Source organism: Enterococcus raffinosus, assembly GCF_001886185.1.
GTDB classification, from domain to species: domain Bacteria; phylum Bacillota; class Bacilli; order Lactobacillales; family Enterococcaceae; genus Enterococcus_A; species Enterococcus_A raffinosus.
This window is the reverse complement of the sequence record NZ_JXLA01000061.1, coordinates 1-13402: the sequence shown is the minus strand read 5'-3', so window position 1 is coordinate 13402 and position 13402 is coordinate 1. Positions and strand designations below refer to the sequence as shown.

Genomic DNA, 13402 nt, shown 5'->3' with positions numbered 1-13402 from the left:
AGGTTTTAGAAATGATCGGCAGACATTAAATAGTTGAATAAAGTAAATATGAATAAGAAGTTTGTCATTATAGGTATTGTTGTATTAGCTATTATTATAGGTGTCATTTTTTCAAGGATGACGGGCTCATCTAATTTAGAGAAGTCATCTAAACCATTGGTAACACGGATTTTACAAGAACAGTATAGCTTAAATCGGTCATGTGATGATGTAACTATCACTCATGAAAATGAAGATAACACATATCGAGCTAAAGCTATATTAGACAATGGAAGTGCTATCAATATAAATATTGAATACTATCCAAAGAAAGACTGTGTATACGTAGAGATACCATATACTGAGGTGTTAATGTTAAATTGATTTAAATGTATTATGCATACCGTCCAAACAGGAACTCCTAAAGGTGTAAGCTTACTAAGGAGTTTTTTTGATTCCCTGTAAATAATAGTCTAATGATTATTGGGAAAATCTTTACATTAGTCACTGTTATAACAACAGTACGTAGGAGGAGAAATGAAAAAGAAAAAATTATTATGGATTTGTTTGGCAATTTTATTGATAATTGGAGGAATTGAGACATTTACCACATATAGATTAAAAACGAATCAGACAAAACAATATGTATCAGATATGTTACATGTTATTGAAGAAATAGACTCAGAAATGAAAATTTTATCAAAAAATTTTATGGATTTGGGAGAAAGATATGATTTTAAGGGTTTTATGGAAGATAAAATGGACGAGGTATCAAGTAGGGAAATTCCAGAAGGCATACCAAAAGCTGTTAGGGACACCAAAGATACTCTTCTTGAAGCGATAGATAAAGTGAACACAGCTTTACTAACTAACGATGTAAAATTATTGGAACAAGGTCAGCTTTGTTTTAGTATGGCTCAAGCCATATATAGAGAGTTTTTAGATGGAAATATAAAAGAGAAGCCACTTAATGAAAAAACTTAATTCATTTGTAGAAACATACACAACTATACCACCTACTTGGAAACTTGTAAATGAAGATAAAGGAATCACGATAAATACTGATACAGAGATTTCTACAGATGCTCAATCTTTATCAGATTTATTACCTAATCTAACAGGTATCAGTAATGCAGTGACAGAGCAAGTTGGTAAAGATATTCCACTTAGGTTACTTGAAAATGGGAAAAAAGATTATTCTGTGGTATTTAAGAATGGACAGGTAACTGATTACAACGAAGTATTTAAAAAAGTTATTGAATAATGATTCTTCCACCTTTTTCATTCATTTACCCCACCCCGTTGTTATATGACCGTGTTTTGAGAGGAACCAATAAAAAGCATAGGCTAACTAGGGGTTCCTTTTTCTTTTGTTTTTTTGGAATCCGCTTAAGTGAAATGTATCTGAAATGAAACGGAGATAACGTGATTTTTTGCTGTAATGACAAGGTTTTAGCTGTTTCAGATACCATGTAACCAAAAATAGTTTATTGAGAAAATAGGAGAGTATTTGATACTAACTAGTAGGAAAAAATGAGATAAAAAGTAAATGGAATCATTTAAGGTAATCTGAAATAAAAAATATACAGCCCTGTGGTACTTTACCTACAAGGCTGTATATATTTTTTACTCTCAGCATTTTTGACTCCGTGTCTGACTCCGTTTTATTGATTTTAAATGTTATTCAATGACCATTTAACAGGTCAAATTTGATGTTTTTGATTCCGTATGACGCCGTTTGATATCTAGTGATATAGTGATTTGAGTCTACATAGAATAAGGGAATAAACCAATAAAAAATGATTTAGAATATTAAAATAACAAAAAAGAGGACTACCTGTATTAGTCCTCTTTTTTGACCAGATTTTGACCAGTCTATTTTACATTCTAGTATATTCATATGAGCTAATTTTATGATTAAATGGTAAATTTTTCCTTGTGTGTTTTAGTTTAAACTAGTGTGTAATTCAAAAATCTATATGGAAGGAACAGTATTAAGAATAGAACAGGGTTCTCTACATGATGGTGCTGGTTTACGGACCGTTGTTTATTTAAAGGGCTGCCCATTACGCTGTGCCTGGTGTTCGATTCCCGAATCACAAAGCAAGCAGATTGAAAAAGGATTTGGCCAGACCATGACCGCTGAAGAGGTAATGGATGAGATTGAGAAGGATGCTGTTTTTTACTTTCACTCGGATGGCGGAGTGACCATTAGCGGAGGCGAGGCACTGGTTCAGGCGGATTTTGCTAAAGAAATTTTGCAAAAATCGAAATACATTGGAATCAATACCGTACTGGAAACCAGCTTTTGTGGTGCTTATAATGAAATCCAAAAGGTAGCTCCCTATGTGGATACATTGTTTGTGGATGTAAAAATGTTTACCAGCAAGCTCCACAAACAATGGACCGGCTTAGATAACCAACAAATTTTGAAGAATATTCGTCGCTTTTTAATTGAGTATCCTAACTGCGAAGTGCGAATTCGAGTTCCTGTGGTTCCAGGTATCAATATGAACCTGACCGAGCTGCTGACGATTGCTTGTTTTGTGGCAGATCTTGATCGGTTCGTACCGTTAGAATTACTACCGTACCACCGCTATGGTATGCACGGTTACCAAGCATTGGGACTGGAGTATCCGTTGGCAGACACGCCAGCGCCTTCACCTAAAGAAATGTTTGCATTGGTAGATCAACTGGCTCGCACGGTTCCTCATTTGCCGGTCACAGCTTTAACCAAAACATTTATTTATTGAATCCAAGCTTTATCTTATGGATAAATGAAAGACACTCACTAGCTGCAGCCAGCTCAAGAATAGAGCTTTTGCTGAAGTCAGTGAGTGTCTTTTTACGATGTTTTTTCGAAGTTAATTTGTCGAATGAACACTGGCTCAATCGGTACAACTTCACTGTTTGTCGGCTGAGCTGCGATCGCTGCTACGATTTCTAACCCTTGGTATACCTGTCCAAAAACAGTATAACGACCATCCAGCTCCGGTAGTCCTCCAAGCTCCAAGTATGCTTGCTTTACATTCTGAGGAAGCAAGAGCCTCGGCAGCAGGTCAGCCTGCGCCTTTGTGTTTTGCACAATAAAAAAACTGGTTGCCGTTGGTGTGGGGGCCGTGGTCCCCTAAGGCCAAGGCGCCATTAAAATGATAAAGTCCGCGATGCACTTCATCAGCGAAAAAGCCCTCATAGCTGGAAACAGCTTCATCACCAGAACCATCCAAAGCGCCACCTTGAATAACAAATTCCTTAATGACACGAGCCGAAAGGTGTGTTGTCATAAACGCCTTGCTCAGCTAGGGAGCGCCAGTTGGCTACAGCTAGGGGAGCTTGGTCAGGAAATAAGCGGAGACGAATTTCACCAGCATCGGTGACCAGCACACAAACTTCTTCCTGCTGCGGTTTTTCTAATTGAAAGAGAGGAAGGTTTGCAACTGAAACGCCTTGATCCTGCCATCAAATATCGAAAATCCGCCACTCGACCTTCGCCTGATCACCAAGGCGAGCCATTCCCAATAAAACGGTATAGGCGGTTTCATCCGCTTGAAAGGTCAATTGCAGCTGTCCTCGTAAATCGTTGTAGTCATCTGGGGCGGCTACTTGATAAAAAAGATGAAACTGCGCATGCAAATATTCCAAAGGTTGATCTTTAAAGGCTGCAAAATAAGCCTGAACTTTTTCCCGCTGCAAGCTGTCAGCCACCAAAAAATTTTCCAGTTGTTGTTTTGGAACGGCTGCTAACAAGGATCGGCAAACCGCCTCAATTTCCAATGCATCCCAATGTCGCGCAATTAAATGATGGATGGGTGCCTCTTGATTGTAGTCCCGCAGGTTGCTCATTTTTTCACCACTTTCTTCTATTATATAGGAATCACAAAATCGGCAGCGGCGTCAGGCAGCGTTCTTTTCCTTGAATGACTAGCAACTTTTCTACCTGACAGTCTGCCAACAGCTGACTCATTTTTTTAAAGCCCAGCTGATAATCTTCGGCAACATGAGCATCCGAGCCTAAGGTAAAGAGCTTTCCGCCGACACTTTGATACAAAGGAACGGCATAACGGTAAAGGTCTTCGTTGCCGTATTTCAAGAAGCTCTTGGCATTTAACTCCATCGCCAATTCTCGTTCAACAACCTTTTTGAAAATCGTTAGCAGCTGAGCCTCAAAATGCTCCGCGAATTCTTCCGCTGTGAAGGTGAAGCGGCGTAATCCATAATCAAAGTGAGTCAAAATATCTCCTTCTGGAAAATCCGTCAAGACCTGCAACATCTGATCAAAATATTCCTTGGTAGTTTGAATGGGATCTTTGGTTAAAACCACATCGTCCATATAATCAAAGCGGCCATTTTGATGAATACTTACCAGCTTTAAATCATAAGGATGCTGAGCGAGGTAATCCACGATCCGCTCTTCTTGTCCTGGAACAACGCCAATCTCGATACCTCGCAGAAATTTGGTGGAATAGGTTTCTTTTAAAGAGTCCAGTTTGTTTATATAGGCTGGATAATCCGGAATGTCATCTTTTCCGGTAGATGGATTGTTTAAATCAAAGTGATCCGTAGAAACGAAAAACTCCGGCTGATAGGCTAAATAGTTTTCAAATTTTTCCTCTGAATCAAAGGAAAAATACGTGTGGAGATGCTGATCATAATACTGCATAGGGAGCCTCCTTTTTTCTACTACCATACCGCAAAAGCTTTAGAAGGTTAATGGGAATTCGTCGAAATTTACAAACCATACACAACCTTTACATTGTTCATGAAACCTTTTCAAGAAATTGATTCTCTCATTACAAAGCTTTGTTAGAATGGAATTATCGAAAGGGGATAAGAATGAATGAAAAAAATTCGTAACATGACTATCGGTTTATTTTGTGCAACAACAGTAAGTATCCTGCTGACAGGCTGCGGCTCAGGTGAAGCAACGAAGCAATCGGCTGCGGCAGACGACTCTTTAGATACGATTATAGAAAAAGCCAAGGAAGAAGGAGAGATTGCCAGCTTGGGAATGCCGGATACTTGGGCAAATTGGGTAGGCACTTGGAACGACCTTGAAAAAGAATACGGCTTAAGTCACGTGGATACGGATATGTCCAGTGCAGAAGAATTGGCCAAGTTTGAATCAGAAGGAAAAAATGGAACCGCCGATATTGGTGATGTCGGTATCAGCTTCGGTCCGTTGGCTGAAAGCAAAGAGTTAACCTTGCCTTATAAGACCAGCTATTGGGAGGAAATTCCGGATTGGGCAAAGGATGATGATGGGGATTGGTTGTTAAGCTATACGGGAACCATTTCCTTTATCACCGATAAAGAGAATGTGAAGCAAGCACCGACTAGCTGGAAGGAGCTACAAGAGGGTGACTATCAAGTTAGCGTGGGGGATGTGACGGTTGCCAACCAAGCACAATTTGCTGTATTGGCTGCGGCGATTGCCAACGGAGGTGACGAAAAGGATATTCAGCCAGGTCTGAATTACTACAAAAAAATGGCAGAAAAAGGCCGTTTGTCCACCGTTGATGCCAGCGTAGCAAATCTTGAAAAAGGTGAAATCGATGTGGCAGTTGTTTGGGACTTCAATGGACTAAATTATCGTGACCAAATTGACTCCGAGCGTTTTGAGGTAACTGTGCCAACAGACGGCTCCATCATTAGCGGGTATACAACCTTAATCAATAAAAATGCCCCTCATCCCAATGCGGCAAAGCTAGCACGGGAATATATTTTATCTGATGAAGGGCAAATCAATTTGGCAAAGGGCTATGCGCGACCTATTCGCAAGGTAGAGCTGCCTAAAGAAGTAGCTGAAAAATTACTGCCGGAGGATGCTTATGAAGCGGCGGTGCCAGTTGAAGACAATGAAGCTTGGAACAAGACCTCTGTAGAGCTTCCAGAGCTTTGGCAGGCGGAGGTACTGACCTATGCAAAGTAGACTTGACAAACTGATTGTAGTTATACTAGACGGCTGTCGCTACGACACAGCCGTCGCCCAGCTTGGGTTCATGAATCATTTAGTTGAGCACCAGCAAGCAAGCTTATTGAAGGTAAAAAGTGAGCTGCCCAGCAATTCACGTCCGTTATACGAAGTACTGATGACCGGCGTTCCAGCCTATGAAAATGGCATCTATAGTAATTACCATGCTCAGCGATCCAAAGAGTGGTCGCTGTTTGAATTAGTTAAGGAAGCTGGCGGAAAAACAGGAGCCGCCGCTTACCACTGGTACAGCGAGTTGTACAATCAAGCCCCCTATAATCGTTTGGTTGATCGCATCCAGCATCAGGAGGAGCGACTGATTCAGCATGGCATCTTTTATAGTGAGGACACTTACCCTGATTCGCATTTATTTGCGGATGCCCATTATTTAGTGAATCAGTATCAGCCAGACTTTTTGGTCGTACATTCGATGAATATTGATGATGTCGGTCACAAATTTACCGCCGATTCTCATGAATATGTAGCAGCGGTTAATCAGGCGGACAGATTATTGGCTGTTTACCTTCCTGAATGGCTGCAAAAAGGTTATCAAGTCGTGGTGACTGCGGATCACGGGATGGATGCGCACGGACTGCATGGCGGCAGCTTGGCTGCACATCGTGAAGTTCCTTTTTATTTGATTTCAAATAAACGCCAAAAGCTGAAGGAACAAACTGTACCACAGCTGCTGGCGGCTCCATTGTTTTGCTGGTTATTAGGAATTGCACCGTCAGAGAAAATGCAGGACATTCAAGAATTGATGAGGGGATGAAAGAGATGAAAAAACGCTTGGTTCTGGTTCCTGCCTCCTTTATCTTCTGTGCATTTTTACTGCTGCCGCTGCTTTTTATGGTTCTGTGCAGCTTGCACAGTGATTTAACTAACCAGTGGACATTGGCCAATTACAGTGATATTTTCAGCAACAAATATTACACACAGGCCTTTGTTAACAGCGTACTGATTGCTGTCAGCTCCAGTGTGATTGGGTTAATCGGGACGTTTATTTTATGTTTATGCTTAATGAATCTATCGACTAAATTGCAGGAGAAAATCACCTTTGTTTCCAATTTGGCAGCTAATTTTGCTGGGATTCCGCTGGCATTCTCTTTTATTATTTTGTTGGGGAATGTAGGTGTGCTGAAAATGATTTTGCCATTTCTAGCGGACTTCAATTTGTATTCTTGGTGGGGATTGACCATCACGTATACCTATTTCCAAATTCCGTTAGGGGTCTTGTTTTTGTATCCCAGCATGAAGGAAGTGAAAAAGGAATGGCTGGAGTCCGCACAATTGCTGGGCGCTTCATCAGCGTATGCTTGGTTCAAGGTGGCTTTGCCTTTTTTGCGACCATCGATTGCCAGCACCTTTGTCATCTTATTTGCTAATGGCATGGGGACCTATGAAACAGCGTATGCCCTGACCAGCAGTAATGTAAATCTTTTAACGATTCGAATTGCGGCTTTAGTGTCGGGAGATGTGTTCGCCAAGCCTAATTTAGGCAGTGCGTTGGCAGTCGCTTTAGGTGTCCTGCTGGTAACGGCAATGTTGATTATTCAAAAGAAAGGCAAGGTGGTGCAGACGTGAAAAAGTTAGTAAAACCGATTTTGTTCTGCTTTGTCCTGTATTACTTGCTGCCGATTATTGGAACGATTTTGTATGCCAGCTCCACAAAATGGTCAAAATCGCTTTTACCTAGTGATTTTACCTTGCAATGGTTCCAACAGCTGCTGACGGACAGGGAATTTATTGCTGCGGTGGGTCGCTCACTTTTATTAGCAGGTGTGGTCTTGGTGACGATTCTGTTGTTGATGATTCCAACCATTATTTGGATTCATTTGTATTTCCCTCGTTTGAATCGTTGGCTGGAAAAGCTGCTCCTGCTGCCGTATGCTTTACCGGGAGTGATTTTGGTAACGGCTTTGCTTCGAACGTATGCTAAAACTGGTATCTCAATGTTTGTAGTGTTGGTAGGTGCATTGTTTATTACGGCGTTGCCGATTGTCTATCTTAGTCTTAACAACCAGATGCGCTTAATTAATCTGAAGGAATTAGTGGATGCAGCAGAAACCTTGGGCGCCCCGATGTCTACGATTATTATCCAGGTGCTGTTTCCCAACATCCGTATCGGTGCGACCCTGGTTTCTCTGATGATTTTTTCTTCGGTTTTTGGGGAGTACATGCTGACGAACCTGTTGATTGGCGGTCGATTTCAGACGGTACGCATCTATATGCTGCGGCGGATGAACGAAAACGGCCATTTGGCTAGCGCTGTGATGGTTTTGTATTTGCTGTTTATGGTGGGAATTGCTTTAACTACCTTTATGCTGACTAATCGACAAAAGCAACAGCTGTCCCTTAAGCAGACGAGGGAAGAGAAGCAGTCGAAAAATGAAGCCCTTAAAGGAGTTGTGACGGAAAATGTTTTTAGAAATACATGATCTCAATCTGTTTTTTGATGAAAAACAGATTTTAGCTATTGATGAAATTCAGATTGAAAAGGGTGAGCTGGTTACTTTACTAGGTCCCAGCGGGTGCGGAAAGTCTACGTTGCTGCGCTGTATCACGGGATTGGAACAACCAAAGAGCGGTGAGATTGTGCTGGACAATGAGAATATTGCCGATAAGCCTACGAAGGATCGCAATATCGGCTTTGTTTTTCAACAGTATGCATTGTTTCCAACTATGACTGTTTTTGAAAATGTAGCCTTTGGTTTGAAGGTAAAGAAGCTGAGTCCTGAGGCGATTCAGGAAAAGGTTTTTGAGATGCTGTCATTGGTGGATATGACGGAGCAGGCAGATAAAAATGTCCAGTTTCTTTCTGGCGGTCAACGACAACGGGTGGCACTGGCTCGCTCATTGGTCACTGAACCGAAAGTCCTGCTGCTGGATGAGCCATTAAGTGCTTTGGATGCCCGAATTAGAAAACAGCTGCAGCGGGATTTGCGCGCTATCCAGCAATCGCTAGGGATGACGATGATTTTTGTGACTCATGACCAAGAAGAGGCGATGCGAATCAGTGATCGGATTTTTGTGATGGAAGCTGGGCGGGTGGCTCAGGTTTCCACCTCGAAGGAATTGTATCAGAATCCTCAGAGCCGATTTGTTGCGGAATTTATCGGCAACTATAATCGTTTCGAATGGTATGAGCTGGATCAGTATACCCACGAGTTTTCCGCTAAGGGCAATCGCTGCATTTATTATTTAAGACCGGAGCTGATTCAATTTGAACCGGTTCCTCAGGGGGTTAAGATTCCGGTTCTATGGAAGGAATCATTTATTTTAGGCAACATTCAACGGTATGTTTTTCAAACGCTGGAGGGCAAAGAAATTTTAGTGGATCGGTTGAACGATCGGGAAGAGAAAATTAGCGATGCCTTATACATTCAGCTGAAAGATATTCTAGCAATCCCTGTGGAAATTGATACTCAGCATTTTGCACAACAAAGCTAGTGTATAGTCGGCAAACATTTCTGGCTCTTTGTCAAATAGGACTGATAGAGTGATATAAGAACATCTAAGGTAGAATTGATTTTGGCTCTTCGTCAAATCTTGTTGGTGAAGACAAATTTGAATAAAACTTAGTCCGATATGCGGCGCGTTCTATGCGCCGCATATTTTTTAGTTTTCAAAGATCAGACCTTGTTGTAAATAGATCCGTGCCCGAAAGTTATAAAAGTTGCGATAACCAAACGCAATTCGTTTAATCAGCTTGATCTTGTTATTCAGCCCCTCCGTGACGCCGTTTGAGTGGGACACTTTAAAGGCATTTGAAATGCCCGATTGGTAGCGATGGAAGATCGTGAATTTCTTTTTAAACGACTGAGGTAACGTAGATGAAATTGTTTTAAGGGTTTCTTGAAAGCCTTCCGTATCTCGTTTAACGAAATAATAGCGTAATAATTGACAAAAATGATACGCAGTTCGCAATTCTTCGTTGTAGCTTAACAGTTCATCGACGATTTCTGTTTGACTAATTGGTCGTTTAAACAGTCGATGATAATGCCGTTTGAGCGGCTCCAATGTCGTGGAATCTTTGAGTAAGAGTTTCCAATATCGCTTGAGCCGACGGTACGTCTTCTGATTTTCAGAGTGCGAGGCTCGAAAACGATTCATGATCTGGATACGCAATTGATTGAAGCTGCGATTGATATGTTAGACAATATGAAAGCGATCAGTTACGATCTCCGCATTTGGAAAGACCGTTTTAAGCAGCTGACAATAGCTGGCATTCATGTCCATCACTAGGTATTTGACCTTTAAACGGGCTTTTCTAGGAAAGCGCAGGAAGTATTGAGTTAGTTTGTAAAGTCTGCGATCTTCAAGGATCGTAAATAGCTGATTGGTTGTCCCATCAACACAAATAAAACTCATGGAACCAGAAACAGACTTCATTGATTTGAACTCATCCATACACAACACCGTCGGAAGGAAGTTCATACGTGGCTGGTAATGCTTTGTTGCTTCACGCAAGATCCGTATCACCGTCCCATCCGAGACGAAGTACTTCTTAGCGATTAGTTTACGTGATTGATTTTCGTGCAGTTCCATGAGAATCGCCTGCTTCAGTTCCTTTGTTAGTTGATGATGTTCATCAACTAAGTCCGTTTTCGCAGAAAAGGTCCGTCCACAATCATGGCAGAGAAAACGGGTACGTTTTAATTCTAAAATAGTCAACTTTTCTTTGACTTTCAACATCTGAGTGCGTGTCGTATAGGAACCGTTGCGGATAATACGAATCGATCCACAGTGTTCACAATGGGAAGGTGAGTCATCCAATCTCCCTTTAATAAACTGCGCTTGAACGCCTTTATATTCTTTTTCAATCAGCCATTCTTCATCAAAAAATAAATGTTTATCTGTTAATCCGAGTAATTTTCTAGTATGATTATCCATAGAGCGACTCCTTTGGTAGGGTGATGTTTTGGTCGACTAAATTTTACCAAAAGTGAGTCTCTTTTTGAGTTGAAACGAAGAAAAAGTGTTGTTGGAAAATCGCCTTCGATTTTCCAACAACACAAAATATTATAGAACCCTTTATTCTAAAGGATTTCAAGGTGTCTGTTTGCATTTATTAAAAAAAAGAAAAAGTATTGGCAACAGAAGGCGTCACCAACACTAGATATTATAGAGCCATAATATGCTGTATAATATCTAGTGTATAGGCTTAAGTGGAGGTATATATGAAAATATTAACTGTTGAAGATGATAATATGATAAGAGAGGGAATAAGTGAATATCTTTCAGAATTTGGATATACTGTTATTCAAGCTAAAGATGGAAGAGAAGCCTTGTCAAAATTTAATAGCGATATAAATTTGGTTATCTTAGACATTCAGATACCTTTTATAAATGGTTTAGAAGTGTTGAAAGAAATTAGAAAGAAAAGCAATTTACCAATTCTAATCTTGACTGCATTTAGTGATGAAGAATATAAAATTGATGCATTTACTAATTTAGTAGACGGATATGTAGAAAAGCCATTTTCATTGCCGGTCTTAAAAGCTAGAATAGATTCTTTAATTAAGAAGAATTATGGACATTTAGAGAAGTTTGAATATAAGGATCTATCGGTTAATTTTAATAGCTATACAGCTAAAATAAATGGTGAAGAAATAGATGTAAATGCAAAAGAACTAGAAGTATTAAAATGTTTATTGGATAATAATGGACAAGTGTTAACAAGAATGCAAATTATTGATTATGTATGGAAAGATAGCGAAGAAACTCCTTATGATCGAGTAATAGATGTATATATAAAAGAACTTAGAAAAAAATTACAATTAGACTGTATAACTACTATAAGAAATGTAGGATATAAATTGGAGAGAAAATGAAAAAATTAAAGATATTTCCAAAAATGTTCATACAAATATTTTCTGTTCTTGGAATAATAATTATATTAGTTCATTCATTAGTTTTTTTTATCTTTCCTAAAACATATTTGGAGACGAGAAAAGAAAAGATTCATAATATGGCAAATGAAATTTCTAGTAATATGAATGGAAAAGAAATAAAATATATAGAACAAACTTTGGAGTTTTATTCCAAGAGTAGTGAAATAAAAGTATTCATAAAAGAAAAAAATAATAAGAATGAAATACAAATCAAAGATAATATAAATGTTAATTTAGAAAGTGATAGTAATTCTTTGATAATTGAAGAAAGAGAAATAAAGCTTAATGATGGTAAAAAAACAAATCTACAATTTGTTTCTACAGCTGATATGCAAAAAGATGCGAAAGATTTAAGCCTTAAATTTTTACCATATTCTTTATTAATATCAATTTTATTTTCTGCTATTATTTCTTTAATTTATGCAAAATCAATAAAAAATAATATACAAGAAATAAAAATTGTTACTGATAAAATGATGAAACTTGATAAAAAAATGAGTTTAAAAGTTAGCTCTAATGATGAAGTTGGAGAATTAAAACAACAAATTAATGATTTGTATTCTACTTTATTAAGAACAATTGACGATTTGGAATTTAAAAATAAAGAAATTTTAAAATTAGAAAAGTTAAAATATGACTTTTTTAAAGGTGCATCCCATGAACTTAAAACCCCTCTTGCTAGTCTTAAAATAATACTGGAAAACATGAAATACAATATTGGAAAATATAAAGAAAGAGATATTTATATTAATGAATGTATTGAAATCGTTGATAGTTTAACAAAAAATATTTCTCAAATATTATCAGTTCATTCTATAGAAAATTTGAATAATGATGAAGAATATTTGAAAATAAATGATACATTAGAAGACATATTAAAAAAGTATGAAATATTAGCAAATCAAAAGAAAATAACTGTCAATAATTATATATTAGACGAGAATGTTTATATAGGAAAAACAGCTTTAAAGATTATTCTATCTAATTTGATTAGTAATGCGGTAAAATATACTGATGTAAATGGGGTAATTAATATTGGGATAGTTAATGATTGGTTATATATAGAGAATTCATACGGTAACAATAAAATTTCGAATATGGATAAAATATTTGATGTTAAATTTGATTTAAATAAGGAAAATAGTAATGGATTAGGTTTATATATTGTAAGTAATATTCTGAATAATTACAATATAGAATATAAAGTATTGCAAGATGAAGAATTTTTTATCTTTAAAATAAAAATATTTTCTTAATTAAGATATAATTTTGCAATAGTTATTGAAAAATAGAGACTTATTATTAGCCATGGAAGTAAAGACTTTTTTCTTATTGAAAGTGAACAGAAAATAATTGATACAAGAAATCAGGATTTGAACACGCTAATAAAAATATTGTTAGTAAAACTATACGAGGTAGTCTTTTCGGATGCAGAGATTGTTTAAATATTTGATAGAATAGAAACTTAAAAAGTTTAATAAAACTCAATTATATAAGTAGTAGATGAATATGATGGTTATTTAGATTATGGTAGCGTCAAGAATTATGTGTAAATGGA

At 38.0% G+C, this 13402-nt stretch carries 14 protein-coding genes and 2 pseudogenes; 10 read left to right on the top strand and 6 right to left on the bottom strand.

All coding sequences use genetic code 11. The features are described 5' to 3' along the window. The first annotated feature begins 33 nt into the window (after positions 1-33). From RV13_RS19405 to RV13_RS19390, 3 genes and pseudogenes are all read left to right on the top strand, one after another. Positions 34-363 carry a hypothetical protein gene (locus tag RV13_RS19405; RefSeq protein ID WP_028020813.1) on the top strand — a complete coding sequence of 110 codons (330 nt, stop codon included), beginning with the start codon at positions 34-36 and terminating at the stop codon, positions 361-363. Positions 364-516: 153 nt separating this feature from the next. Then, positions 517-1243, top strand: a pseudogene (locus RV13_RS19400) (hypothetical protein). A gap of 715 nt (positions 1244-1958) precedes the next feature. After that, complete coding sequence (locus RV13_RS19390; protein WP_028020812.1) at positions 1959-2732, top strand: glycyl-radical enzyme activating protein; 774 nt, start codon at positions 1959-1961, stop codon at positions 2730-2732. A 92-nt stretch (positions 2733-2824) separates the two neighbouring features. On the opposite strand, the gene RV13_RS21580 is transcribed toward RV13_RS19390, so the two are convergent. The 5 genes from RV13_RS21580 to RV13_RS19365 form a co-directional block, all read right to left on the bottom strand. Further along, positions 2825-3064, bottom strand: a complete 240-nt coding sequence (locus RV13_RS21580; RefSeq protein WP_071875991.1) for a peptidylprolyl isomerase — start codon at positions 3062-3064, stop codon at positions 2825-2827. Beyond that, positions 3039-3263, bottom strand: a complete 225-nt coding sequence (locus RV13_RS21575; RefSeq protein ID WP_016180796.1) for a peptidylprolyl isomerase — start codon at positions 3261-3263, stop codon at positions 3039-3041. The genes RV13_RS21580 and RV13_RS21575 overlap by 26 nt, the downstream gene beginning before the upstream one ends. Next, positions 3232-3363, bottom strand: a complete 132-nt coding sequence (locus tag RV13_RS21710; RefSeq protein WP_077828694.1) for a peptidylprolyl isomerase — start codon at positions 3361-3363, stop codon at positions 3232-3234. The genes RV13_RS21575 and RV13_RS21710 overlap by 32 nt, the downstream gene beginning before the upstream one ends. A 75-nt stretch (positions 3364-3438) precedes the next feature. Then, the gene (locus RV13_RS19370; protein ID WP_002326108.1) at positions 3439-3822 is read right to left on the bottom strand and encodes a hypothetical protein; all 384 of its coding nucleotides are present in this window, start codon (positions 3820-3822) and stop codon (positions 3439-3441) included. Positions 3823-3853: 31 nt separating this feature from the next. Next, on the bottom strand, positions 3854-4639 hold the full coding sequence (locus tag RV13_RS19365) for a PHP domain-containing protein (protein WP_002326109.1): 786 nt from the start codon (positions 4637-4639) through the stop codon (positions 3854-3856). Positions 4640-4816: 177 nt separating this feature from the next. Here RV13_RS19365 and RV13_RS19360 point away from each other — a divergent pair, with 177 nt between their 5' ends. Genes RV13_RS19360 through RV13_RS19340 form a run of 5 tightly spaced genes read left to right on the top strand, consistent with a single transcriptional unit; the run spans position 4817 to position 9400 of the window. Continuing rightward, positions 4817-5908, top strand: a complete 1092-nt coding sequence (locus tag RV13_RS19360) for an ABC transporter substrate-binding protein (protein WP_002326110.1) — start codon at positions 4817-4819, stop codon at positions 5906-5908. Continuing rightward, positions 5898-6722 (top strand): alkaline phosphatase family protein, encoded by an 825-nt coding sequence (locus RV13_RS19355; RefSeq protein WP_002326111.1) that lies wholly within the window; start codon positions 5898-5900, stop codon positions 6720-6722. Before RV13_RS19360 ends, RV13_RS19355 begins: the two co-directional genes overlap by 11 nt. Further along, the gene (locus tag RV13_RS19350; RefSeq protein WP_002330693.1) at positions 6719-7534 is read left to right on the top strand and encodes an ABC transporter permease; all 816 of its coding nucleotides are present in this window, start codon (positions 6719-6721) and stop codon (positions 7532-7534) included. The genes RV13_RS19355 and RV13_RS19350 overlap by 4 nt, the downstream gene beginning before the upstream one ends. Further along, positions 7531-8388: an ABC transporter permease gene (locus RV13_RS19345; RefSeq protein ID WP_016180798.1), complete on the top strand. Its 858-nt coding sequence runs from the start codon at positions 7531-7533 to the stop codon at positions 8386-8388. Before RV13_RS19350 ends, RV13_RS19345 begins: the two co-directional genes overlap by 4 nt. Beyond that, on the top strand, positions 8369-9400 hold the full coding sequence (locus tag RV13_RS19340) for an ABC transporter ATP-binding protein (protein WP_002326114.1): 1032 nt from the start codon (positions 8369-8371) through the stop codon (positions 9398-9400). Before RV13_RS19345 ends, RV13_RS19340 begins: the two co-directional genes overlap by 20 nt. A 168-nt stretch (positions 9401-9568) precedes the next feature. Here the strand turns inward: RV13_RS19340 and RV13_RS20855 are convergent. After that, positions 9569-10843: pseudogene (locus RV13_RS20855) on the bottom strand (ISL3 family transposase). Between the two features lie 287 nt (positions 10844-11130). Between RV13_RS20855 and RV13_RS19315 the strand changes: the two are divergent. Further along, positions 11131-11784 carry a response regulator transcription factor gene (locus RV13_RS19315; protein ID WP_002285815.1) on the top strand — a complete coding sequence of 218 codons (654 nt, stop codon included), beginning with the start codon at positions 11131-11133 and terminating at the stop codon, positions 11782-11784. Continuing rightward, complete coding sequence (locus RV13_RS19310) at positions 11781-13100, top strand: sensor histidine kinase (protein ID WP_002297866.1); 1320 nt, start codon at positions 11781-11783, stop codon at positions 13098-13100. Before RV13_RS19315 ends, RV13_RS19310 begins: the two co-directional genes overlap by 4 nt. Positions 13101-13402 lie beyond the last annotated feature (302 nt).